At 60.9% G+C, this 22,232-nt stretch carries 23 protein-coding genes; all 23 read left to right on the forward strand.

The window, feature by feature from the left end; translation table 11 throughout:
• Position 1: 1 nt before the first annotated feature.
• The 23 genes from HK439_RS05330 to HK439_RS05440 all read left to right on the forward strand — a co-directional run bounded on the left by HK439_RS05330 (position 2) and on the right by HK439_RS05440 (position 22,232).
• Positions 2-1,462 (forward strand): aldehyde dehydrogenase family protein, encoded by a 1,461-nt coding sequence (locus HK439_RS05330; protein ID WP_190290351.1) that lies wholly within the window; start codon positions 2-4, stop codon positions 1,460-1,462.
• Between the two features lie 29 nt (positions 1,463-1,491).
• Positions 1,492-2,301 (forward strand): coniferyl-alcohol dehydrogenase, encoded by an 810-nt coding sequence (locus tag HK439_RS05335; RefSeq protein ID WP_209011575.1) that lies wholly within the window; start codon positions 1,492-1,494, stop codon positions 2,299-2,301.
• A gap of 12 nt (positions 2,302-2,313) precedes the next feature.
• On the forward strand, positions 2,314-3,924 hold the full coding sequence (locus tag HK439_RS05340; protein WP_190290352.1) for a flotillin family protein: 1,611 nt from the start codon (positions 2,314-2,316) through the stop codon (positions 3,922-3,924).
• 161 nt (positions 3,925-4,085) lie between these two features.
• Entirely contained in the window at positions 4,086-4,463 is a 378-nt protein-coding gene (gene flgB / locus HK439_RS05345; protein WP_190290353.1) for a flagellar basal body rod protein FlgB, read from the forward strand.
• A 22-nt stretch (positions 4,464-4,485) separates the two neighbouring features.
• Positions 4,486-4,902 (forward strand): flagellar basal body rod protein FlgC, encoded by a 417-nt coding sequence (gene flgC / locus HK439_RS05350; protein ID WP_190290354.1) that lies wholly within the window; start codon positions 4,486-4,488, stop codon positions 4,900-4,902.
• A 2-nt stretch (positions 4,903-4,904) separates the two neighbouring features.
• Complete coding sequence (locus HK439_RS05355; protein ID WP_190290355.1) at positions 4,905-5,240, forward strand: flagellar hook-basal body complex protein FliE; 336 nt, start codon at positions 4,905-4,907, stop codon at positions 5,238-5,240.
• Positions 5,241-5,277: 37 nt separating this feature from the next.
• On the forward strand, positions 5,278-6,066 hold the full coding sequence (flgG, locus tag HK439_RS05360) for a flagellar basal-body rod protein FlgG (RefSeq protein WP_190290356.1): 789 nt from the start codon (positions 5,278-5,280) through the stop codon (positions 6,064-6,066).
• 23 nt (positions 6,067-6,089) lie between these two features.
• Positions 6,090-6,554 carry a flagellar basal body P-ring formation chaperone FlgA gene (gene flgA, locus HK439_RS05365; protein WP_190290357.1) on the forward strand — a complete coding sequence of 155 codons (465 nt, stop codon included), beginning with the start codon at positions 6,090-6,092 and terminating at the stop codon, positions 6,552-6,554.
• A gap of 2 nt (positions 6,555-6,556) precedes the next feature.
• The gene (gene flgI, locus HK439_RS05370; RefSeq protein ID WP_190290358.1) at positions 6,557-7,657 is read left to right on the forward strand and encodes a flagellar basal body P-ring protein FlgI; all 1,101 of its coding nucleotides are present in this window, start codon (positions 6,557-6,559) and stop codon (positions 7,655-7,657) included.
• An 86-nt stretch (positions 7,658-7,743) separates the two neighbouring features.
• Positions 7,744-8,289: a MotE family protein gene (locus tag HK439_RS05375; RefSeq protein WP_190290359.1), complete on the forward strand. Its 546-nt coding sequence runs from the start codon at positions 7,744-7,746 to the stop codon at positions 8,287-8,289.
• The gene (gene flgH / locus HK439_RS05380) at positions 8,289-8,990 is read left to right on the forward strand and encodes a flagellar basal body L-ring protein FlgH (RefSeq protein WP_190290360.1); all 702 of its coding nucleotides are present in this window, start codon (positions 8,289-8,291) and stop codon (positions 8,988-8,990) included. Before HK439_RS05375 ends, flgH begins: the two co-directional genes overlap by 1 nt.
• 34 nt (positions 8,991-9,024) lie before the next feature.
• On the forward strand, positions 9,025-9,537 hold the full coding sequence (locus tag HK439_RS05385; RefSeq protein WP_190290361.1) for a flagellar basal body-associated FliL family protein: 513 nt from the start codon (positions 9,025-9,027) through the stop codon (positions 9,535-9,537).
• Entirely contained in the window at positions 9,534-10,277 is a 744-nt protein-coding gene (gene fliP / locus HK439_RS05390; RefSeq protein ID WP_190290362.1) for a flagellar type III secretion system pore protein FliP, read from the forward strand. Before HK439_RS05385 ends, fliP begins: the two co-directional genes overlap by 4 nt.
• A 166-nt stretch (positions 10,278-10,443) precedes the next feature.
• Complete coding sequence (locus HK439_RS05395; protein WP_190290363.1) at positions 10,444-11,352, forward strand: flagellin; 909 nt, start codon at positions 10,444-10,446, stop codon at positions 11,350-11,352.
• Positions 11,353-11,546: 194 nt separating this feature from the next.
• Complete coding sequence (fliF, locus tag HK439_RS05400; RefSeq protein WP_190290364.1) at positions 11,547-13,187, forward strand: flagellar basal-body MS-ring/collar protein FliF; 1,641 nt, start codon at positions 11,547-11,549, stop codon at positions 13,185-13,187.
• Between the two features lie 2 nt (positions 13,188-13,189).
• Positions 13,190-13,825, forward strand: coding sequence for a hypothetical protein (locus HK439_RS05405; RefSeq protein ID WP_190290365.1), 636 nt, complete (start codon positions 13,190-13,192; stop codon positions 13,823-13,825).
• A gap of 2 nt (positions 13,826-13,827) precedes the next feature.
• Entirely contained in the window at positions 13,828-15,165 is a 1,338-nt protein-coding gene (locus HK439_RS05410) for a MotB family protein (RefSeq protein WP_190290366.1), read from the forward strand.
• Positions 15,165-16,358, forward strand: coding sequence for a chemotaxis protein (locus HK439_RS05415; RefSeq protein WP_190290367.1), 1,194 nt, complete (start codon positions 15,165-15,167; stop codon positions 16,356-16,358). The genes HK439_RS05410 and HK439_RS05415 overlap by 1 nt, the downstream gene beginning before the upstream one ends.
• Before the next feature lies 1 nt (position 16,359).
• Complete coding sequence (locus HK439_RS05420; protein WP_190290368.1) at positions 16,360-17,700, forward strand: flagellar hook-length control protein FliK; 1,341 nt, start codon at positions 16,360-16,362, stop codon at positions 17,698-17,700.
• Positions 17,681-18,229, forward strand: coding sequence for a lytic transglycosylase domain-containing protein (locus HK439_RS05425; RefSeq protein WP_235987632.1), 549 nt, complete (start codon positions 17,681-17,683; stop codon positions 18,227-18,229). Before HK439_RS05420 ends, HK439_RS05425 begins: the two co-directional genes overlap by 20 nt.
• A gap of 159 nt (positions 18,230-18,388) precedes the next feature.
• Entirely contained in the window at positions 18,389-19,663 is a 1,275-nt protein-coding gene (locus tag HK439_RS05430) for a flagellar hook protein FlgE (protein WP_190290369.1), read from the forward strand.
• Between the two features lie 28 nt (positions 19,664-19,691).
• Positions 19,692-21,179, forward strand: a complete 1,488-nt coding sequence (gene flgK / locus HK439_RS05435; RefSeq protein ID WP_190290370.1) for a flagellar hook-associated protein FlgK — start codon at positions 19,692-19,694, stop codon at positions 21,177-21,179.
• A 6-nt stretch (positions 21,180-21,185) separates the two neighbouring features.
• Complete coding sequence (locus HK439_RS05440; RefSeq protein ID WP_190290371.1) at positions 21,186-22,232, forward strand: flagellar hook-associated family protein; 1,047 nt, start codon at positions 21,186-21,188, stop codon at positions 22,230-22,232.

Genomic DNA, 22,232 nt, shown 5'->3' on the forward strand with positions numbered 1-22,232 from the left:
CATGGCACGGGTTTTTGACAGTTACTACGCAGGCGGTAGCTGGAACAGGACCGCCAGGACATTCCCGGACATCAACCCGGGCAACGACCAGGTCTGGGCCAATATCGCCGACATGGACATCAATGATGTTCGCCGCACGCTTCAGGCCGCCCAGGAAGGCTTTTCCGAGTGGTCCCAGATGCCCTTTACCGAGCGTGCCAACTTCATGCTCAAGGCCGCCGACGAATGCGACCGGCGCAAGGACGATCTTTGTGCCGCCCTTCAGGCCGAAGGCGGCGGCTGGTGGGGCAAGGGCATGTTCGAAGCCGGCTTCATTTCCACCGTGTTCCGGGCTGCGGCTGCCATGGCCTACCAGTCCATTGGTGAGGTTCTGCCGTCCGAACATGGCAAGGTTTCCATGGCCGTACGCGTTCCGATGGGCGTTATTTCGGTCATTTCTCCCTGGAACTTTCCCGGCATCCTCAGTTCCCGCGGCTTTGCCATTCCGATGGTCGCCGGCAATTCCATCGTTCTGAAACCGTCCGAAGAAACCCCATACTGCGGCGGTATCTTCTTTGCCGAGGTTTTCGACGCCATCGGCCTGCCGAAGGGCGCCTTCAACGTGGTGACCTGTTCACGCGACAACATTGCCGAGATCGGCGACGAACTGATCGAAAACCCGATCATCAAGGGCGTGTCCTTTACCGGTTCGACTGCCGTCGGGCGCATGATCGCCGCGAAGGCCGGCGCCCATCTGAAGAAGACCTGCGTCGAACTCGGCGGCAAGGATTCGCTCATCATCTGTGACGATGCGGATCTGGAAAAATCCGCGCAGCTGGCAAATTTCGGTTCCTTCATGCATCAGGGCCAGATCTGCATGAGTGTGGAAAAGGTCCTGGTCCACGAAAAGGTCTACGACAAGTTCCTGCCGATGTTCATCGAACGCGCCCGCAAGCTGAAAGTGGGCGACCCGACCTCCGACCGCTCCAATGTCATTGGGCCGCTGATCAACGACAAGCAGGCGGGGATTGTCAAAACCCAGCTTGAGGATGCCATTGCCAAGGGCGCCAAGGTGCTGCTCGGCGGCGGCGTCAACGGCCGCTATGTGGAACCGACGATCCTCACCGGCGTGACGCCGGACATGCTGATCTACCAGTTCGAAACATTCGGCCCGGTGGTGCCCGTCATTCCCTTCCGAAACGACGAGGAGGCGATCGCGATCGCCAACGATACCGACTACGGCCTGTCGTCGGGCATCATGACCGCGGATGAGAACAGGGGACTGGAGATCGCCTCCAGGCTTGAGACCGGCTCGAGCCACGTGAACTGTTCGTCGGTGAACGACGAGCCGCATGCGCCCTTCGGTGGCGCCAAGAGTTCGGGCGTCAGCCCGCACGGTGGCCGCTGGTCGCTGGAAGCCTTCACCCAGACGCGCTGGATCACGCTCGATCGCGGTCACCGTCATCTCCCGCCGGTCTTTTGAGGGCTGTCGGAGGGACAAGGGAGGAACCCATGGCAAGACAGACCTGGACGGAAGGACGCCTGCTTCAGGACAAGACCATTGTCGTGACCGGCTGCGCCTCCGGGATCGGCTGGGAAACGGCAAAGCTGGTCAAGGCGCTCGGCGGCGATGTGATCGGCGTCGATATCAACAGGACCGAAGACCACGTCGACGAACTCTATATTGCCGATCTGTCCGACCGGATGGCGATCAAGGCGCTGGTCAATGCCTTGCCGTCCGGGATCGACGGGATTGCCAATATCGCCGGCCTGCCGCCGACCGCGCCGGCGGACATGGTGCTCAAGGTCAACCTGGTGGGCCTCAAGTTCTTTACAAACGCCATGATCGGCAGGCTGAACGACGGCGCGTCGATCGTGAATCTGGCGTCGCTTGCCGGTTTCGGCTGGGAAGAGTCGATCCCGGCGATCAAGGCCAGCGAGACGCTTGCCTTTGAAGATGTCGAAGACTTCATCAAGACCCATAACGTCGGCAATGAGGTTGGGCGCAGCTATTTCTTTTCCAAGGAGGCGGTGGTTGCCTGGACGATCCAGAACCGCTGGACCTGGCGCGATCGCGGCATTCGTATGAATGCGGTCTCACCGGCTGCGGTCGATACCCCGATTCTGAAGGATTTTCTCGCCACGCTCGGTCCGCGTGGGGAGGAGGGGATCCGGCTGACGGAAAGGCCCGGACGTCCGGAGGAGATCGCGCCGGTCGTCGCCTTTTTAATGTCCGACATGACACACTGGATCAGAGGCACGAACATTCCCGTCGATGGCGGAATGGCGTCGCATTTTCTGGCCCAAAGACATCAGCTCTGAGGGAGGAGCGCCATGACCACATTCATCTCTCTCATCATCCTGGTCGCGATCGTCATCGCTGCCGTCGTGGTGGTGATTGCGGGGTTCTATCAGCGTTCCACCCGCGAGGTTAGCCTGGTGCGCACCGGCGTCGGCGGGCGGAAGGTGATCGTCGACGGCGGCACGATCGTGCTGCCCTATTTCCACGACATTGCCCGGGTGAACATGCAGACCCTGCGTCTGGAGGTCCATCGCACCGGTGAAGCGGCGCTGATCACCAATGACCGCATGCGCGTGGATGTCGGGGTGGAGTTTTATGTTTCCGTCGACGCGAACGAAGAGGCAATTGCCCGTGCCTCCCAGACGCTCGGAAACCGCACCTTCAGCGCCGACAAGCTGCGCGACCTCATCGAAGGCAAGCTGGTCGATACCCTGCGCGCCGTCGCCGCGCGCATGACCATGGACGAACTGCACGAAAAGCGGGCCGAATTCGTCCGGGAAGTATCCGCCATGCTGGAAGAGCCTCTGGCCCGCAACGGCCTGGCGCTTGAAAGCGTTTCGCTGGCGGCCATGGATCAGACGCCGTTTTCCGCTCTGGATGAAAACAACGCCTTTAACGCCGTCGGCATGCGCAAGCTTGCCGAAGTGATCGCCAAGTCGAAAAAGGAACGGGCGGAAATCGACGCGGAATCCGACGTTGCCGTTCACCGGTCTGCGATGGAGGCGTCCCGGCGCCGTCTCCAGATCGACCTTGAAGAGCAGCAGGCAAAGATCGCGCAGGTTCAGGAGCTTGAACGTCTTCGGGCGGACCAGTTGGCGGAAATCGCCGAACGAAAGGCGCAAAGCGAGTCCGCTGTGAATGCCGCACGCATCCGGATGGAACAGGAGATCCGGGCCGCCGACATTGCCCGCGAACAGGCGGTCCGCGAAGCCGAAATCGCCCAGGCCCAGGCACTGGAAATGGCCGAACAGGACCGCGCCATCGCCATTGCCATGAAGACCCAGGAAGAAAGCAAGGCGGTGACCGCGGCCGACCTCGCCAAGGCCGAAGCCGTCAAGGCGGCGGAAGCCATCGCGACGGCCAGAGCGCTTTCCGAAGCCCAGAGGCGCAAGGACGTGGCGGTCCTTTCTGCCCAGCAGGAGGCGGATATCTCCGGCCGGAAACTTGTGGCTCAGGCAAATGCCGAGGCAGAGGCCTCCGTTGCCCGCGCAAAGGCGACCCTGGAAAACGCCAAGGCGGATGCCGAAGCCGCGAAGCTCCGGATTGCCACCCTGAAGGCCGAAATGACGGCGAAGGCGGAAGGCCAGAAGGCCCTGAACGAGGCGGAAAACGTCTTCACCAAGGAAATCGTCGCGCTGAAGGCCGACATCGCCAGGCTGGAAGCCTTTCCGAAGATCGTCGAGCAGATGGTGAAGCCGGCCGAAAAGATCGAGTCCATCCGCATCAATCATATCACCGGCCTGCCGACCGGCGGCAGCGGTTCGGCAGGCGAGGGCGGTGCCAACAAAACCGCGATCAACCAGGCGCTCGATTCCATCCTCGACATGGCCGTTCAACTCCCGGCCCTCAAGAAAATCGGCGAGGAACTGGGCATATCGCTTGAGGAAAGTCTGAACGGCGTGACCGGGAAGACCAAGTCCTGACGAATTTAAACGCCGCCGGACCCACGCCGGCGGCCTTTGAAGAGGAGCGGTCGGCATTGCCGGTCGCTTTTTCTTTGCGCGCAGATGAAATCCCCCGCCAGCCTCGGACAAGCTTCGCCTCCTAGACCTTTAAGCGACCAATACTCGTTTGGAGCTGTCTGATGGAACCGGTCTTTTTGACCAAACTGGTGTCTCACAACAATGACTGGCTGTCCGTGCGGCAGGCGACCATTGCCGAGAACATCGCCAATTCGAATACGCCCGGGTTTCGTTCCAAGGACGTCGAGCCCTTCACCTCCGTCATCAGCAAGACGCAGCTGGCCATGGCGGCGACCCATGCGGGCCATCTTGGAACCGTCATGGACGTTGCAGAGCCCACCGACGTCAAGAAGGGCGACAGCTGGCTCGTGACCCATTCCGGCAACTCCGTCAGCATCGAACAGGAACTGATGAAAGCCGGCGAGGTGGCGCGCAATCATGCGTTGAACACCAGCATCGCGAAGTCCTTCCATCGCATGTACCTGGCAAGCCTGAAGTAAACGCAAACCGAAGGGGTGACTAATGTCCGATCCACTCAGCGCCGCGCTGCATATTTCCTCAAGCGGCTTGCGCGCCCAGTCGGAGCGCCTGCGGGTCGTTTCTGAAAACCTGGCCAATGCGCGCTCCACCGGCAAGACGGCCGGGTCCGATCCCTATTCGCGCAAGACGGTCACCTTCGAAAGCGTCTTCGACCGCGTCCAGCAGGCCTCATTGGTCAAGGTCAAGGGCGTCGGCACCGACAAGTCGCCGTTCACCGTCGAATACGAACCGGGCCATCCGGCTGCCGACGAAAACGGCTACGTCAAGATGCCGAATGTGAATGTCCTCATGGAACTTGCGGACATGCGCGAAACCAACCGGTCCTATGAGGCCAATCTCAAAGTCATGACGCAGGCCCGAGAGATGGTCATGCGCGACATTGCCTTGCTGAGGGACTGATCATGCTTGAACAGATTTCCGCTCTTACCTCCAGCACCGACAGTCTTCTGAAGTCGGTTTCCGAAACCCGCTTCATGAGCGGCGGTCAGGAAACGTCTTCCGTCGGACAGACCGGCGAAGCCGCAAGTTTCAGCGATACGCTCGCCAGTGTCTCCCAGGACGCGATCCAGCGCCTGAAGGACGGTGAAGCCGCATCGCTTGCCGGTGTCGACGGCCAGGCCTCCGTCCAGCAGGTGGTCGAGGCGGTCATGGCCGCCGAACAGAGCCTGCAAACCGCAATCGCGATCCGCGACAAGGTGGTGGGTGCCTATCAGGAAATCAGCCGGATGACGATCTGACCGGTCGGACACTCCCGCGACGCGAAAGGAATGTGACATGAAGGCCCTGGCCATCGCAGCAACCGGCATGAGCGCTCAGCAGCTCAACGTCGAAGTCATCGCAAACAACATCGCCAACATGAACACGACCGCCTTCAAGCGGGCCAAGGCGGAGTTTTCCGATCTTCTGTATCAGGCCGAACGGCTCCAGGGCGTCCCGAACCGCGGTGGTGAGGACCCCGTGCCGGAAGGCGCCCAGCTCGGCCTCGGCGTGAAAACGGCGGGTATCCGCAAGCTCCATGTCCAGGGCACTTTGAACAACACCGGCAACGATCTGGATATCGCCATCGACGGCCGGGGCTGGTTCGAGGTTACCGGACCCGATGACGAAACGCTCTATACCCGGGCAGGCTCCTTCAACAAGAATGCCGACGGCCGTCTTGTCACCATCGACGGTTATCCGGTCGAACCGGCAATCGTCTTCCCGGAGAACACGGTCAAGGTCATCGTCAACGAATCCGGCCAGATCTTTGCCCAGGTCGACGGCGAACAGACCCCGCGGGAACTCGGACAGCTCAATCTTTCCAATTTTGCCAATGACGTCGGTCTTGAACCGGTCGGCGGCAATCTCTTCCGCGAGACGCCGGCCTCCGGCGTGCCGGTTGACGGCGTCGCCGGCGATCCCGGCTTCGGCATTATCCGCCAGGGATATCTGGAAGATTCCAACGTCGACCCGGTGAAGGAAATCACGGCGCTCATTTCCGCGCAGCGCGGCTATGAAATGAATTCGAAGGTCATCAAGGCGGCCGACGAAATGGCCGGCACCGTGACCAACGGCATCCGCTAGTCCTGGTAAGGGGAGATGAGGTCATGATCCTTCGATCGGCCGGCTTTTGCCTGACCTTCTGGGGTGCGGTCCTGGCCTCAATGGCAGCACCGCAAGCGGGCAGTATTCAGTTGCCCGTTCCCCGTTCGACTATTCATCCGGGTCACGAAATCACCCAGCAGAACCTGATCGAGCGGTATTTCCCCGAACGCACCACCCTGCAATTTGCCGTCATCAGCGACCGCAGTCAGCTCGTGGGCATGGTCGCCCGGCGGACGTTGCTGCCGGGCAAGCCGGTGCCGGTCAATGCGGTGAGTGTCCAGACGCTGGTCGATCGCGGCGGTCAGGGCCGGCTCGTCTTCCGGGAGCAGGGGCTCTTCATCGTCATGCAGGTGGAAGTCCTGCAATCGGGCGGCGTCGGCGACTACGTGCGCGTCCGCAACGTCGACAGCGGCGTCGTGGTCACCGGCAAGGTGCAACAAGACGGAACCATACTGGCGGAAAATTGATAATGCGTCTGATAGCCCTGTTTCTCGCAGCCCTTGTCTCGGCCGCGCCTGCCTCCGCCCTGGTCCGCATCAAGGACATCGCCTCCCTTCAGGGCGTGCGTGACAATCAGCTGGTTGGTTATGGTCTTGTGGTCGGCCTGAACGGATCCGGCGACAGCCTGAGAAATTCGCCGTTTACCGAGCAGTCCCTGCAATCCATGCTGGACAGCCTGGGCGTGAATGTCCGGGATGCGCGGCTCAGGACGCGCAACGTGGCGGCGGTGGTAGTCACCGCGGAAATGCCGGCCTTTATCGGCAAGGGATCCGAGATTGATGTATCTGTATCGTCTCTTGGAGATTCCACGTCGCTAGCCGGCGGCACGCTGATCGCGACGCCGCTCCTTGGTGCAGACGGGGAAATCTACGCCGTCGCACAGGGCGCCCTGGCGGTGTCCGGTTTTAACGAGGCCGGCCAGGCTGCGAGCGTCAAAAAGGGCATTCCGACCGTCGGCCGGATCCCCAACGGTGCCCTGGTCGAGAAGGATATTTCGGCACGCTTCAAGAATATTCCGAACCTGGTCCTGGAACTGGGCAATCCGGATTTCAGGACAGCGGTTCGCATCACAGATGCCATCAACCAGCACAGCATGGCGCGCTATGGCATGAAGGTCGCCCGGGAACGCGACCTGAGGACAATCGACCTTCGGCCGCCGAAGAAAGTGAGCGTCACCCGGTTCATTGCCGAAATCGAAGGCCTGAGGGTCGCGCCCGATCAGTCGGCAAAAGTGGTCGTCGATGAGCGGACGGGCACGGTGGTCATCGGGTCCGATGTACAGATTTCGACCGTTGCCATCACCCATGGCAACCTGACGGTCAGGATTACCGAGACACCGCAGGTTTCTCAGCCGTCTCCGTTTTCCCCGCAGGGCCAGACGGTCGTCGTTCCGCGGACCCAGGTGGATGCACAGGAAGCCGGCGGGCAGCTGGCGATTGTCGGCGGCGCGGATCTGCAAACCCTCGTCCGCGGCCTGAACCGTATCGGTTTGCGACCGACCGGCATCATCGCGATCCTGCAGGCGATCAAGACAGCCGGCGCGCTTCAGGCAGACCTGATCATCCAGTAATTTCCGTTGCCGCGTACGGCCTCAAGCTTGAGGCAAGCCACACCCTGCAATGTCCTGTTAAAGCCAATCAGGAAAGGACACCGGGGATGGTGTTGGAACGAGAAAAGCGGCGCAGGATTTCGGTCCTGACTTTGACCTGCGCCTTTGCAGCCCTCGGTATCCTGCCGGGCAGCGCCCAGGAACCGAAACCGAAGCCGGACGCCGAAACACGGAAAATCGAACAGCTTCCGGGAAGCGACGCGGGTTTCTACTGCAAGAATATCGCCGACAAGGCTTCCGAAGCCCGGCTCGCCTGGCAAACCTGGAAGCTGGTCGGGCTCGAGGCCAAGCTTCGCGAGCGTGCCGAGGAACTGGAACGCAAGGAGGCCGAATACAAGGCCTGGGTCAAGCGGCGCGAGAAGCTGCTCGAAAACGTGGAGGGTCAGGTGGTCTCGATCATTGCCCGGATGCGTCCGGAGATGGCAGCCGCACAGCTTTCGACCTCGGATGAGGATACGGCGACCGGCGTCCTCTTGAAACTCAAGCCGCGGGTGGCCAGCGAAATCCTCGATGAGATGGAGCCCGCACGGGCGGCACGCCTGACCCAGTTGATGGTCGGATTTTCAGAGTCCCTGGAAGATCGGAGCTTTTGATGCGCACTGCACTCGGTCTTGGCGGACTGCTCCTGCTCACAGGATGTGCCGGCCAGCTTGAAGATGTCGGCAAGGCTCCGGCGATGACGCCCGTGGGATACGGCCTCCAGTCAAATCGTGCCGCCTATCCTTTGAACACTTTCGCCCCTGGCGGCGTGAAGGATTACAATTCTCTCTGGGTTTCCAATCGCGAGAATTTCTTTGCCGATCCGCGCGCCCGCAAGATCGGCGATGTGCTGACCGTCCGGATCTTCATCAACGACAAGGCATCCCTCGACAATACCACCGACCGAAGCCGGGATTCCTCCATCGGTATCGGCGGCGACCTGTCCGCCACCTGGGATGGCGACAGCGTGTCGGGCGATGCGTCCCTGAACGGGGATTCCGGATCGTCGTCGAAAGGGCAGGGCTCGATCGACCGGTCCGAACAGATCGTGCTTTCGGTCGCTGCCGTCGTCACCGACCGGTTGCCGAACGGCAATCTCGTCATTTCCGGTTCCCAGGAAGTGCGCGTGAATTACGAAATGCGCATTCTGCAGATCGCCGGCATCGTTCGTCCGCGCGATATCCAGAGCGACAACACCATCCCCTACGACAAGATCGCCGAAGCGCGTGTCTCCTATGGCGGCAGGGGCCGCCTGTCGGAGGTCCAGCAGCCCGGCTGGGGACAGCAGATCTACGACGCGATCACCCCTTTCTAAGAATTCCAAGGAAAAGAGAGAGACAGACTGCACCATGTCCAATCTCGTTTCGCTGCCGTCCGGCCGCGCCGCCTATACCCAGGACCAGCCTTCCACGGCCTCTTTCGTTCTCGGTTTCCTGATGCTGACGGCCCTGTCCGTCGGGTGCGGCGCCATGCTTGCGTCGCATCTGGTCAGCGAGACCCGGGACCAGGTTCTCCAGCTTGAGCGGGACCACCGCCAGGGGGCGGCCGCCAACCTGAATTATGTGCTCAACGCCCGTCTCAAGACATTGAAACCGCTGGTGACCAACCTATCTGCGCCGAAGAACGCCTGGGTACGCCTGCAGGCCTCCCTCATCCTGAGCGAAGAAGCCAAGCAAGACGTCGATATCGTTGTCAGCCACATCGAAGAAGACATGCTGGCCTACATGAGAACCCTGACGATCGCCCAGATCGAGGGGCCGCTCGGCCTGCAGCACCTCAGAGAGGATCTGAACGAGCGGGCGCGCATGCGTTCCAAGGGGCAGGTCCGCGAAGTCGTTCTGGAATCCCTGGTGGTGCAATGAAGCGGATAACGTTAGCGGGTTTCATCCTTCTGGCCGGCGTAACCGCAGCCGCAGCCCAGGTTCCCGGTCTGTCCGATCTGCTGCCGGCCGGAGAGGCGAGCGCAAGCGGGCGGATCATCCAGGTTATCGCCCTGCTGACGGTTCTGTCCGTCGCCCCGGGTATCCTGATCATGGTGACCAGTTTCACCCGGTTTGCGGTGGCGTTTTCCTTCCTGAGGTCCGGCATCGGGCTGCAGACGACACCGGGTAACCTGATCCTGATCTCCCTGTCGCTGTTCATGACCTTCTACGTCATGGCCCCGACCTTCGATCAGGCATGGAAGAGCGGCATTCAGCCGCTGATGAAGAACGAGATCACCGAGGAAGAGGCCTATACGCGGATCACGAAGCCGTTCCGCACCTTCATGCTGTCGCAGGTACGCGAGCAGGACCTGGTCCTTTTCGACGATCTTGCCGTCGGCCGGGTGACGGACGAAGAGGCCAAGGCGCCCGAGGACGTCGAAATGCGGGTGCTGATCCCGGCTTTCATGATTTCCGAATTGCGCCGGGGCTTCGAGATCGGCTTCCTGATTGCACTGCCGTTTCTCGTCATTGACATGATCGTCGCCACGATCACCATGTCCATGGGCATGATGATGTTGCCGCCGACGGTGATCTCTCTGCCCTTCAAGGCGTTGTTTTTTATCCTGATCGACGGCTGGAACCTCCTGGTCGGCAGCCTTGTCAGGTCGTTTTTCTAAAATTGGTCTCGGCCGCGCAAGCTTCACGTAAGCTTGCGCGTCTAGTCTGAAATTCACGGCAGGTTGAACCGCCAACTTCAAGGTTCAAGTGCATGACGCAATTCCTGCCGTGCCGGTGAAAATCCGGCATGTCCCGCTCTAACTTCAATCTTGAAAGGGACATATCATGTCTAGCCTTATGACAAATGCGTCGGCAATGACCGCGCTGCAGACTCTGAACGCCACCAACAAACAGATGGACCAGGTGCAGAACCGCATTTCCACCGGTTACCGTGTGTCGACTGCCTCCGACAACGCGGCCTACTGGTCGATTGCGACAACCATGCGCTCTGACAACATGGCCCTGTCTGCCGTTGAGGACGCTCTGGGTCTTGGTGCAGCAACGGTCGATGTCATGTACACGGCGACGGAAAGCACCGTGGATGTTGTGAACGAGATCAAGGCAAAGCTTGTTGCCGCCCGCCAGCCGGGTGTCGACCGCGCCAAGATCCAGTCCGACATCACCGAGCTTCAGGGCCAGCTGCAGACGATTGCCGACTCCTCTGTCTTCAACGGAGAAAACTGGCTCTCGGTCGACTCCGGTGCTGCAGACTACAACGCAACCAAAACCATCGTGGGTTCCTTCACCCGCTCCGGCGGTGCGATCACGATCGATACCATTGCCATCGACATCACCCAGACCGAGCTGTTCGACGCGACTGCGACCGACGGCATCCTGGACGGTGCCAAGACCAATGGTAACGTCGTTTCCACGCTTGACATCTCGGCCCTGACCGACTCGGCAGCCGACCTGACGACCCTGGAAAACATGATCTCCGACGTGGACGAAGCCCTTGGTGAAATCACGGACTCTGCAACCCTGCTGGGTTCCGTGAAAAAGCGCGTTGACCTGCAGAAGGACTTCGTTTCGGCCCTGACGGACGCCATTGACCGTGGCGTCGGCCAGCTCGTCGATGCGGACATGAACGAGGAATCGACCCGTCTCCAGGCTCTGCAGGTGCAGCAGCAGCTCGGTATCCAGGCACTGTCGATTGCCAACTCGAACAGCCAGAACATTCTCTCGCTGTTCCGTTAATCCATCCGGTCTTCCGGACGGCGCGGGCCGCGCTCTTCCCTCGAAGAGCGCGGCCTTTTCATATGCGCATTTCCTGTCCGTCCGGCGCCCCGGGCGACGTCCACGCGCGCCAAGGTATGCCGGCGCAACCTTCGCACAAGCTCAGCCTTCGATAGTGGCCCAAATGATAACGGGCGATGCAACAGGGGTGATCTATGCCTGGCCGCGAGCAAGCAGAAAAACTTTGGGCAAATCTCCAGGAACTCGGTGCAAGACGGTTGATTGCGTTGGCTCTTATTGGGCTCGCAACCATCCTGACGGTCGGGCTGGGAGCCTATTATCTTTCCCGGCCCGAGCAGACGGTGCTCTATACCGGCCTGGACGGAGAAGATGTCACCCGCATCGGTTCGGCCCTTCAGGACGCCGGCATTCCCTATGATGTGAGTTCGGATGGCTCCGCCGTCATGGTCAATCACGCAGCGACCGCCAAGGCGCGGATGCTGCTGGCCGAAAAAGGCCTGCCGAGGGGCGCCAACGCCGGCTACGAACTCTTTGACGATCTCGGGTCCCTCGGCCTGACCTCCTTCATGCAGGAAGTGACCCGGGTTCGCGCCCTTGAGGGCGAACTCGCCCGGACCATCCAGCTGATGCAGGGCGTGCGGGCCGCCCGGGTCCATATCGTCCTGCCGGAAAAAGGCTCGTTCCGTCGCGATCAGCAGCCGCCATCGGCCTCTGTTGTGATCCGATCGGAAAAATCCGACGACATCCGCACTGCCGACGCGATCCGCCATCTGGTGGCAGCCGGCGTGCCGGGGATGACGCCTGACAAGGTCACCGTTCTGGATACATCGGGCGAACTGCTTGCAGCGGGCGACGATCCGTCAAAGGCATCCGCCGGCCAGCTCGCCACCCTCGAGGCCGTCGTTTCCAGCCGGATCCAGGAAAACATCCGCAAGACGCTGACGCCCTATCTGGGGATCGACAATTTCCAGGTCAGCGTTGCCGCCGATCTGAATACCGACCGCCGCAAGATTGCCGAGACGATCTACGATCCGGAATCCAGGACCGAAAGATCGGTCCGCACCATCCGGGAAAACGAAAATTCCCAGAACGCCAGCACGGAGCAGCCCACAACGGTGCAGCAGAATATTCCGGAGCAGAACGTTCAGGCGAAAAACGGTGAGCGGTCCAGCGAAGAAAATCAACGTCGCGAAGAAACGGTCAACTACGAGATTTCGTCCAAGCGAATCGAGACGTCACAGGACGGTTTCAAGGTGGATCGGTTGTCTATCGCGGTGCTCGTCGACCGTGCCAGACTAAATGCCTCACTTGGCGGCGAACCGGACCAGACGGCGATCGACAAGCAGCTTGAGGAAATCCGGCAACTTGCCGCGTCGTCCGCAGGCGTCGATGCCGCACGCGGTGACATGGTCAAGGTCTCCGTGGTCGACTTCATCGATGCCGGCCGTGACCTCGAGCCGATTCCGCCCCTGAGCGTATCGGAATACCTGCTGCGCCAGTTCGGCAATATCATCAATGCCGCGGCCATCCTGATCGTGGCCGGCATGGTGATCTGGTTCGGTCTTCGTCCGGCCGTTGCCGCCCTTGTCCCGAAAGCGGCAACGGCAACGGCGGAAATCGCCGAGATGGCGATGATGCCGGAAGGCGGCAGTTTGAATGGCGAATATTCCGAACAGAACTATCTCACGTCGCCGGATCATACCGCCATGCTGAGCGACCTGAATTCCAAGCTCAATCAGTCGCCGTTGAAGAAGCTCGAATCCCTCCTGGACTACAACGAGGAACAATCGGCCGCGATCCTGCGCCAGTGGCTCTATGAAAGCGAAAGGGCATGACGATGCGCGGGAACATTGCAGCCTATATTCCGACACTGAACAGCGGGCCGTTCCAGACGCTGAATTCGACGGACGCCGTCATGGCCGAAGTGATGCCGGTGCATGTCCAGGAACAGCCGGAGCCGACCCTGGAAGAAAAGCTTGCCGCAGAATACGAACGGGGCCGCAAGGCTGGTGAGGCCTCGGCGACCGAGCGCCTGGAAGCCCGGCTTGCCGAAGAACGCCAGGCCCATGACGCGGAAGTCGCCGCTCTTCGGGAAACGTTGCTTTCGGATCAGGCCGCTCTTCTGGGCGAAGGTATGAAAGCCGCGTTCGATGATCTCGAGAACCGGATCGCGGCCTGCGTGGCAGACGTCCTGGAACCTCTGATCGAACAACAGATCGCATGCCGGATCGTCGCATCGTTCCGCGACACGCTTTCCCGGTTCCTGGAAGGCGATCAGGGCATGTTGGTCCGCGTCAGCGGGCCAGAGGCGCTTCTGGACCTGCTCCGGGCAGACCCGGGCGGGCTGGAAGGGCGGATTGAGTATCAGCCCGCTGCCGCTGCCGAGCTGACAACCGTGATCGGCGAAACAACCTTGAACACACGGTTTGCCGAATGGATGGCGCAACTGCGTCTGGCAATGGAGGCAGAGTGAGCATGCAGGATACCTTGCCCAACGAAATCGTCATTGTCCGGCGCAGGCCTGCCTGGGAAGGGGAAGCCCATCCCCATGGCGTGTGGAAGATCGCCTATGCCGACTTCATGACCGCAATGATGGCGTTCTTTCTTGTCATGTGGCTCATCAACGTGACCGACGACAGCGTCAAGAGCGGCGTCGCCCAGTATTTCAATCCCGTCAAGCTCGCTTCGACCGCGCCGAACAAGAAGGGGCTGAACGATCCGAATGTCGCCGGTACGACCAACGAAGACGGTGCCAATCTACCGGAAGGCGACCTGAATGCGGGCAACGGCCGCAAGGATGGCGTCGATATCCGGAAAGGGATTGCTCCGGAGGCTTCCGAACGCAGCTCCGGGGACACCAAGGGGCAGTTCACCCAGACCCATTCCGAGGCCCAGCTTTTCGCCGACCCTTACGCCGTGCTCGACAAGCTTGCCGGGATGGCGGCCTCTACTGAGGAAGTCAAATATTCAGATCGTGAATCCTATGGCGACGGACTGGAAAAGCAGGCCGGAGCGCGCGGAGGCGACGCGTTTCGCGATCCGTTCGATCCGCTCTATTGGCAGTTCCTTCCCACACGCGGCGCCGGTGAGGTCGATTTCACCGCAGAGAAGTCGGACAAGACGCAGCCGGAGATGGTTACGGTCATCGAACCGAAGTCTCAGCCGATACCGGGCTCGGAGGACCCTGCCAAGGTCGGGGACGGCAATGCAAGCGTGGTTGCCCACCTCCTGGCTGGCAAAACGGCTGCTCACGAGGCAAATGAGGCCAAGCCCGGCGACTATGGTCTTTCCGACCAGCAGAAAGCGCTGCTGAAGTTGAAAGCAGCCGGAGCGTCCGATCCGGCTGACGGCGTCCCGCTGATGGAACGTTTGAATATCGCTCTGTCCACGACGGGCAGCGGCGCCATGAAGGAGACCGCGAACCGCGTCACGATCGATAAAGTCGACGACGGGGTCCTGATCAGTCTCACGGACGACCAGAATTTCGGCATGTTCGCCATCGGGTCGGCCGAACCCCGGCCGGAGCTCGTCGCCTTGCTCGGGCGCATCGGCAAGGTCGTCAGTGCGGAGAAGGGGCAGATCGTCATCAAGGGCCATACGGATGCCCGGCCGTTCCGCTCCAGGAATTATGACAACTGGCGCCTGTCGACGGCCCGGGCACACATGGCTCTCTACATGCTCGCCCGCGGCGGTGTCCCGATGAAGCGCTTCGAGCGGGTCGAAGGCTACGCGGACCGTGACCTGAAACATCCCGAAGATCCCAATGCGGCATCCAACCGGAGGATTGAAATCTTCCTGAAGGAGGCGAGCTGATGCTGTGCAGACTTTCAGCTTCTTTTCTGGCGGTTTTAGGCTGGGCCGGTCTTGCGGTTTCAACGCTGCACGCGGAACCGGTCATGCCGCCTTATGAAATGGTCCGGACCCTGCAGTCGCTGCAGGCACAGGTCGCCCAGGGAAACAGCCAGGCCCTGGCAGCCCAGCGGGCCCTGCTGCTGCGCATGGAAAAGGACTTCATGGATGCTCCGGCTGTGGTCTGGCAGGATCCGCGCAATGCGCGGGCCGCTGTCATTCACCTGTTGAGCGGCGGTCATCCGGCGGTCATGCGGGAATTGATGAAATTCGATCCCTTGCCCCGAACCGATCCGGATCTGATGAAAGGGGCGCTGGCCTACGTGGAAGGCCGGGAACAACAGGCCGCCGAATTGCTGGCCCAGTTCGATCCCCGCGAACTGCCGCCGAGCCTCGGCGGTCATGTGGCCCTGGCCCTGGCGGCCGTCACCGTGCGTGACAAGCCAGAGACCGCCTTGACCTATCTCGGCCTTGCCCGGCTGCTGTTGCCCGGAAGCCTGGTCGAAGAAGCCGCCCTGCGCCGGGAGGTTTTCGTTGCCGGCACACTCGGGGATATCGAACGGTTCCAGACGCTTTCCATCACCTATCTGAGACGGTTCCGGAATTCCATCTATGCCGGCGATTTCAGGCGCCGGTTCATGCTGGCGATCGACACGCTCGGATTTGCCAAAAGTCCCGAGAAATTCGCACTGATCGAAAGCCTTCTGAACGAATTCGATGAAGACACCCAGCGGACCCTTTACCTGCGTATGGCGCGAACCGCCTTGCTGAACGGCCAGCTTGCCATCGTGCGCAAGGTGGCGGATCGGGCCATCCCCCTGGCCATGGGCGGAACCCGCGAGGAAGCGCTTTTGAAGATCTACAAGGCCGGCGCCACGCTGGACGCCGCCGACATCAAGGCCGTCCGGGATACGCTCTGGTCCGTCGACAAGACCCTTCTGGAACCGGACGAGCAGGATCTACTGGATGCGGTCTATTCGGTGATGAATTCCGTGCGCCACTGGCCGGAACCGCCCACCAATGTCATCGGCGAATTTTCTTCCTATACGCCGGAAAGCAAACCGGCGGACCCGGAGTGGATCACCCCGGTCATGCACCATGCCGATCAGCTGCTGACGGAAACGGACAAGCTTCTGGACCAAGCGGGGAACCCTTGAGATGACTTACACGAATTCTCCCCTGCTGCAATCGAGCGGCCCGGCACCGTCGAAGACAAACCTTGGCGGCAACCAGCAAAAGGGCGACGGCGGTGAACCGTCCCAGGAGAACCAGTTCCTGAACCTGATGCGGTCCCTGACCGGGAAAAAGCCGGCCTCGGCTCAACCCGGGACCGCGCAGGCAAGGTTGCAAGGCACAGCAAAGAAGGATGGCGAAGAGGGCGCTACGACGGCGAAGCCCGTGCAGCCCCAGCTTGCTGATGCAACGCTGAAAAAATCCGCCGCCCAAGGCGCCAATTCAGGCGGGAGGATGAAAGCCGGTACAGGCACCCCATCGGGCATGGTTGATCCCGCCGCAACAGCAGCTGATGCAAACGTTGAGGACCGATCAGATGCCGGTGAAAACGGGAATGGACCTAAGGATACGGCCCCGGGCGGTGCCGATGTCCTTGCCGGCGTCTTGAAACAACTGGCCGGCGGAGCCGCTCAAAACACCAGGGCTGCGCCGAACACGGCGGCCGGGCAGACGGGCGGGCAAGCATCTTCGCAGAATGCCGCCCAAGGCGGGCAGACCGCCAATACCCAATCGGCAAGCGGAGCCAGGACACCGGCGATCGGCGAAATGGGGGTCGAGGACCTGTTCGCCAAGTTCGGCGTCGAACCGGAAGCCGTTTCAGAAGGCCGCGTTGCCGACAAGCAGACGGCGGCTTTGAAGCCTCCAATCGATGCGGCGTCGGTCAAGGTCATCCGCCAGGAAACCCATTTTGCGCCGTCTTTCCGCCTGTCTCCGATCCAGCAGCTGGGCGAGGGGATTGTGGCAAGCCTGAAGGCGGAAGCCTCCCGCGCTGCCGCCGAACCCCAAGGGCTGTCGATCAAGCCGGAGGGCGAGGCCGTCAAAACCCTGGAAATCAAACTGACGCCGGTTGAACTCGGTACGGTGAAGGTTTCGCTGAAAATCACCGGCGGCAATGTCGAAGTGACCATGACGGCCAGCAATCCGCAAACCGCCGAAATGCTGAAACAGGATCGGCAACTGCTCGATCAGATGCTTCGCGCGACCGGGCACAGGGCGGAATCGATCACCATTCACGCCGCGGCGGACGACCGGGTTGCCGGTCCCCATCATGGCGGACAGCCCCAATCAAACGGCGCTTCGTTCTCCCAGGCGGACCAGAATGCAGGCAACGGATCCTTCCAGAACCCGCTGCAGCAGGGCGGCCGCCAGGAAAACCGGGAGCAGGGCCGCCAAGCCCCGGATCAATTCGCCGGCGAAGACCTCACAAGGAGTGTTGAAGATGAAAAAGGTATGGATCAGCGCCACGATGGCGGCGTCTATCTTTAGCGGTCTGTCTTTGACGGGCACGCCTGCATCTGCGGAAGTCCAGAACGTCTGCGAACAGGAAATGGTCGCGGCCGCACGGCAATATCACGTTCCGCTTGGGGTGCTTTATGCCGTCGGTCTGACCGAAACCGGTCGGCGCAATTCGCTTTACCCCTATGCCCTCAACATTGAAGGAGCGGCGGAATTTCCGCCCTCGGCGGCAGCCGCAAAGGCCGATGTGCTCAAGGCCCACAAGCAGGGCAAGAAGCTGATCGACATCGGCTGCATGCAGATCAACCAGTATTACCACGGTTCGAAATTCACATCGCTCGATCAGATGCTGCAGCCCCGCGCAAATGTGCGCTACGCGGCGCGCTTCCTGAAGGAGCTGCGCCGGCGCCAGGGGTCATGGACCATGGCGGTCGCCCGCTACCATGCCGGCCCGGACAATGACCCGGCGCAAAAGCGGTATGTCTGCAAGGTGATCGAAAACATGGTAGCGACCGGCTTCGGCAAATGGACCCAAAAGTCCCGGGATTTCTGCAGTTAAGCGCCGGCGGCGAGATATTACCAGAAGCTATATTTAAAATTTAAAATAATTCGTCTCGTATTCAAATAAAATATCCGTCTATTTTTCAAGGCGACAGCTTCGCGCAAGATAAACCCCCTTGAATAGTCTCCAGTAAGTTTTGGAAACGGGAGACGTTCCATGGGTCTTTATGGAGTAATGCGCACCGGTGTTTCGGGCATGAACGCTCAGTCGAGCAAGCTTGGCACGGTTGCAGACAACATCGCCAATTCGAGCACCACTGGCTACAAGCGCGCGGCGTCGGAGTTCTCCTCCCTGGTTCTGTCTCAGGGAAGCGGGACCTACAATTCCGGCGGTGTCGAGGCCCAGACCAAATATGCCATCACCGACCAGGGCGCGTTGAGTTACACGACGTCCAGCCTGGATCTCGCGGTTGAAGGCAACGGTTTCTTCGTGGTCTCCGACAAGGATGGCAGCCCGATGCTGACCCGGGCGGGATCGTTCGTTCCGACCGACGAAGGCTACCTGATCAACACGGCCGGCTATTACCTGCAGGGCTATCCGATCTCCAACGGTTCGACACCGACGCCGGTGGCCAACGGCCTTGGCGGCATGGAGCGGATCAACATTTCCCAGAACCGGCTCGAAGCGGTTCCCACCGATGACGCAACGCTCTGGACCAACGTGCCGGAGGATGCCGCGATCGTGGCGGCGGCCAACCTGCCGTCGGCCAACGCGGCGACCGCCACCTATTCGGCCAAGACCTCGCTGGTCGTCTATGACAACCTCGGCAACGAGGTGACGCTGGATGTCTATTATTCCAAGGTCACGGAAACCGCGGTCGACTCCGATTGGGAAGTGGCGATCTACGATGCTGCGGATGCGGCGGCCGGCGGTGGGTTTCCCTATTCGTCCGCCGCACTTTCGACCCAGACCCTCACCTATGACGTCACGACCGGTGATTTGACCGGGGCAAGTCCGACCGTCATCAATGTGACTGTTCCCAACGGCGGAACCTTTGATATCGACCTTGCGGAATCCACCTATCTGGCGGCCGATTTCACGGTGACGGAAGTCAACGCGAACGGCAATGCGCCGAGCTCGGTGGAAGACGTCGAATTCGATGAAAACGGTACGCTCTACGCCCTTTACGCCAATGGCGACCGGCGCGCGATCTACCAGATCCCGCTCGCAGACGTGGCCAGCCCCGACAAGCTGACCCCTGTCTCCGGCAACCTCTACCGTGTGTCCAATGAATCCGGTGACGTGCGGGTCGGTTTCCCGGGTGAGGGCGGTCTCGGCAACCTTGTCGTTGGCGCCCTTGAAAACTCCAACGTCGATCTCGCCAGCGAGCTGACTTCGATGATCGAGTCCCAGCGCAGCTACACCGCAAGTTCCAAGGTGTTCAAGGCCGGCTCCGACCTTCTGGAAGAACTGGTCAACCTGGTCCGCTAACGCACGGAAAAGTCGAGAGTAACATGTCATGAGTCTGTCCGTCGCACTCCAGGTCGCCCAGTCCGCACTCGCGGCCCGGCAAGCGGAAACCGCAACGACCTCGCGCAATATCGCCGGGGCCCAGGACGCCGGGTATACCCGCAAGTCGGTGATGCTCAGCTCGGTCTATTCCGAAGCCGGCCAGTCCGGCGGTGTCCGGGTCGAGGGCATTGCCCGCACCACCGACAGCGCGCTCTATACGTCGCTGCTGACCTCCACTTCAGCAGGGTCTTCCCAACAGGCGGTGCTCGACGGGCTGGAGCGTCTGAACGAGACCATCGGCGATACGGCGCTGGAGATGTCGCCGTCCGCCCGTCTCGGGGACCTGAAAACATCAATTCAGGCCTACGCATCGGACCCGAACAACACCATTCTCGCTCAGGATTTCCTGCAGAATGCCAAGGACATGGCAAGATCCCTGAAAGAGGGGTCTGACCTCGTGCAGTCGGTTCGCGCCGACGCCGACGCGGCCATCGACGACTCCGTCGATGAAATCAACAAGCTGCTCGGCCAGCTTGAGGATCTCAACACGGTGATTGTCCGGGGAACCCAGAGCGGTGCGGATGTGACCGATGCCCTGGACAGCCGGGACCAGGTCCTGCTTTCGCTGTCGGAGGAAATCGGGATCCGGACCCTGACACAGGCCGACGGCGGCATGGTGGTCTATACCGACAGCGGCGTGACCCTGTTTGAAACCACGGCCAGGACGGTGAGCTTCGACAAGACCAACACGTTCGGGCCGGCAACCATCGGCAATCAGGTCTATATCGACGGGGTGCCGGTCGCCGGACCGAATGCGATCATGCCGATTTCAAGCGGACGGCTGCAGGGGCTGACCACGCTTCGCGATGATGTCGCGGTGACCTATCAAAGCCAGCTCGACGAAATTGCCCGCGGCCTGGTGGAAGCCTTCGCCGAAATCGACCAGGTCGCCGCCGGACCGGACCAGGCAGGTCTCTTCACCTGGACGGGCGGGCCGGCGGTTCCCGCGACCGGTACACTGGTCATCGGTCTGGCCGCAGACATCCAGGTGAACGCCAATGCCGATCCCGATCAGGGCGGCGACCTGGACCTTTTGAGAGATGGCGGTATCTCGGATCCGCTGGATCCGAACTACGACTACAACCCGGGCGATCTCGCCGGCTACAGCGGACGCCTGCAGGACTACCTGGACGCCATGGATGCGCCGCGGGTTTTCGACAGCGGCGTGGAACTCGATCCGACCGACACGCTGTCCGGTTTCGCCTCGTCATCGGTCAGCTGGCTGGAAAGTCGGCGTCAGACGGCAACCAGCGATCTGGAAGTCCAGTCCGTCATCGTTTCCAGAACGGCGGAATCCCTTTCGAACGCCACCGGCGTGAACCTCGATGAGGAGATGACCCGCATGCTCGACATCGAGCGCGCGTATGCGGCCGCCGCAAAACTGATCACCGCCGTCGAAAGCATGCTCGACGACCTTCTGGCCGCTGCGAGGTAAGCCGCTATGAAAATGACCTATATTTCAACGATTTCCATGTCGGACGGCGCCCGGCGGCAGATGATGAGCCAGGCCGGCAACGTCAACAAGCTTCAGACGGAGCTATCCTCCGGCCGGAAATTCGATGTCGGGCTCGATCTCGGCAGCAAGACCGGGGAAACCGTCACGCTCCGCTCCGAGTTCGAATTCCTGAACACCATTGCCGACACCAACGGCCTGACGGCATCGCGGCTCGACGTCGCCCAGGCAGCGATGGAAGACATGCGCGGCGTTGCGGAAGACTTTCTGGCGACCCTGGTCGCCGTGAGGAACAGCAATGGCAGCAATTCGGTGACGCAAACGGAAGCGGCGGGCAATCTGGAGCTGCTGATGTCGCGTCTGAACACCCAGCTGAACGGCAACTTCATCTTCGCCGGGATCAATTCCGATGTGGCGCCGATCAACGATTACAACGATCCGTTGCAGCCCAACAAGATCGCGGCCGATGCGGCCTTCCTCGGACAATTCGGCTTTACCCAGACCGATTCGAACGTATCGACGATTACCGGCGCGGCCATGACGGCCTATCTGAACGGGCCGTTCGACGCGCTGTTTGCCGATCCGAACTGGGGCAACGACTGGTCGAGTGCCTCCGATCAGACCGTCGTCAGCCGGATTTCGGCGAGCGAGGAACTGACCACGTCGGTGAGCGCCAATGAAGTGCCGTTCCGCAAACTGGCCCAGGCCTTCACCATGATGTCCGACCTTGGCAACGACAACCTCGGCGCGGATGCCTACAAGGCCGTTGTCGACAAGTCGATCTCGCTGATCGGTGAGGCGATCGTGGGCGTTACCAACCTCATGGGTGAGATGGGGACGGCCCAGGAACGCGTCTCGGTCGCTAACGATCGCATTTCCATTCAGACCGACATTTTGAACCAGCGCATCAATGCGCTTGAAAACGTCAATCTGGAGGAAACGTCGGTTCACCTGAACACCGCGATCACCCAGCTGGAGACGACCTATGCGATCAGCGCGCGGATCCAGCAGCTGAGCATTCTCAACTACTTCTGA

This window comes from Roseibium aggregatum (genome assembly GCF_014692675.1).
Lineage (GTDB): Bacteria > Pseudomonadota > Alphaproteobacteria > Rhizobiales > Stappiaceae > Roseibium > Roseibium aggregatum_C.

Coding starts and splice junctions, on each gene's coding strand:
- HK439_RS05330 (WP_190290351.1), top strand. CDS start 2: ATGGCACGGGTTTTTGACAGTTACTACGCAGGCGGTAGCTGGAACAGG.
- HK439_RS05335 (WP_209011575.1), top strand. CDS start 1,492: ATGGCAAGACAGACCTGGACGGAAGGACGCCTGCTTCAGGACAAGACC.
- HK439_RS05340 (WP_190290352.1), top strand. CDS start 2,314: ATGACCACATTCATCTCTCTCATCATCCTGGTCGCGATCGTCATCGCT.
- flgB (WP_190290353.1), top strand. CDS start 4,086: ATGGAACCGGTCTTTTTGACCAAACTGGTGTCTCACAACAATGACTGG.
- flgC (WP_190290354.1), top strand. CDS start 4,486: ATGTCCGATCCACTCAGCGCCGCGCTGCATATTTCCTCAAGCGGCTTG.
- HK439_RS05355 (WP_190290355.1), top strand. CDS start 4,905: ATGCTTGAACAGATTTCCGCTCTTACCTCCAGCACCGACAGTCTTCTG.
- flgG (WP_190290356.1), top strand. CDS start 5,278: ATGAAGGCCCTGGCCATCGCAGCAACCGGCATGAGCGCTCAGCAGCTC.
- flgA (WP_190290357.1), top strand. CDS start 6,090: ATGATCCTTCGATCGGCCGGCTTTTGCCTGACCTTCTGGGGTGCGGTC.
- flgI (WP_190290358.1), top strand. CDS start 6,557: ATGCGTCTGATAGCCCTGTTTCTCGCAGCCCTTGTCTCGGCCGCGCCT.
- HK439_RS05375 (WP_190290359.1), top strand. CDS start 7,744: ATGGTGTTGGAACGAGAAAAGCGGCGCAGGATTTCGGTCCTGACTTTG.
- flgH (WP_190290360.1), top strand. CDS start 8,289: ATGCGCACTGCACTCGGTCTTGGCGGACTGCTCCTGCTCACAGGATGT.
- HK439_RS05385 (WP_190290361.1), top strand. CDS start 9,025: ATGTCCAATCTCGTTTCGCTGCCGTCCGGCCGCGCCGCCTATACCCAG.
- fliP (WP_190290362.1), top strand. CDS start 9,534: ATGAAGCGGATAACGTTAGCGGGTTTCATCCTTCTGGCCGGCGTAACC.
- HK439_RS05395 (WP_190290363.1), top strand. CDS start 10,444: ATGTCTAGCCTTATGACAAATGCGTCGGCAATGACCGCGCTGCAGACT.
- fliF (WP_190290364.1), top strand. CDS start 11,547: ATGCCTGGCCGCGAGCAAGCAGAAAAACTTTGGGCAAATCTCCAGGAA.
- HK439_RS05405 (WP_190290365.1), top strand. CDS start 13,190: ATGCGCGGGAACATTGCAGCCTATATTCCGACACTGAACAGCGGGCCG.
- HK439_RS05410 (WP_190290366.1), top strand. CDS start 13,828: ATGCAGGATACCTTGCCCAACGAAATCGTCATTGTCCGGCGCAGGCCT.
- HK439_RS05415 (WP_190290367.1), top strand. CDS start 15,165: ATGCTGTGCAGACTTTCAGCTTCTTTTCTGGCGGTTTTAGGCTGGGCC.
- HK439_RS05420 (WP_190290368.1), top strand. CDS start 16,360: ATGACTTACACGAATTCTCCCCTGCTGCAATCGAGCGGCCCGGCACCG.
- HK439_RS05425 (WP_235987632.1), top strand. CDS start 17,681: ATGGCGGCGTCTATCTTTAGCGGTCTGTCTTTGACGGGCACGCCTGCA.
- HK439_RS05430 (WP_190290369.1), top strand. CDS start 18,389: ATGGGTCTTTATGGAGTAATGCGCACCGGTGTTTCGGGCATGAACGCT.
- flgK (WP_190290370.1), top strand. CDS start 19,692: ATGAGTCTGTCCGTCGCACTCCAGGTCGCCCAGTCCGCACTCGCGGCC.
- HK439_RS05440 (WP_190290371.1), top strand. CDS start 21,186: ATGAAAATGACCTATATTTCAACGATTTCCATGTCGGACGGCGCCCGG.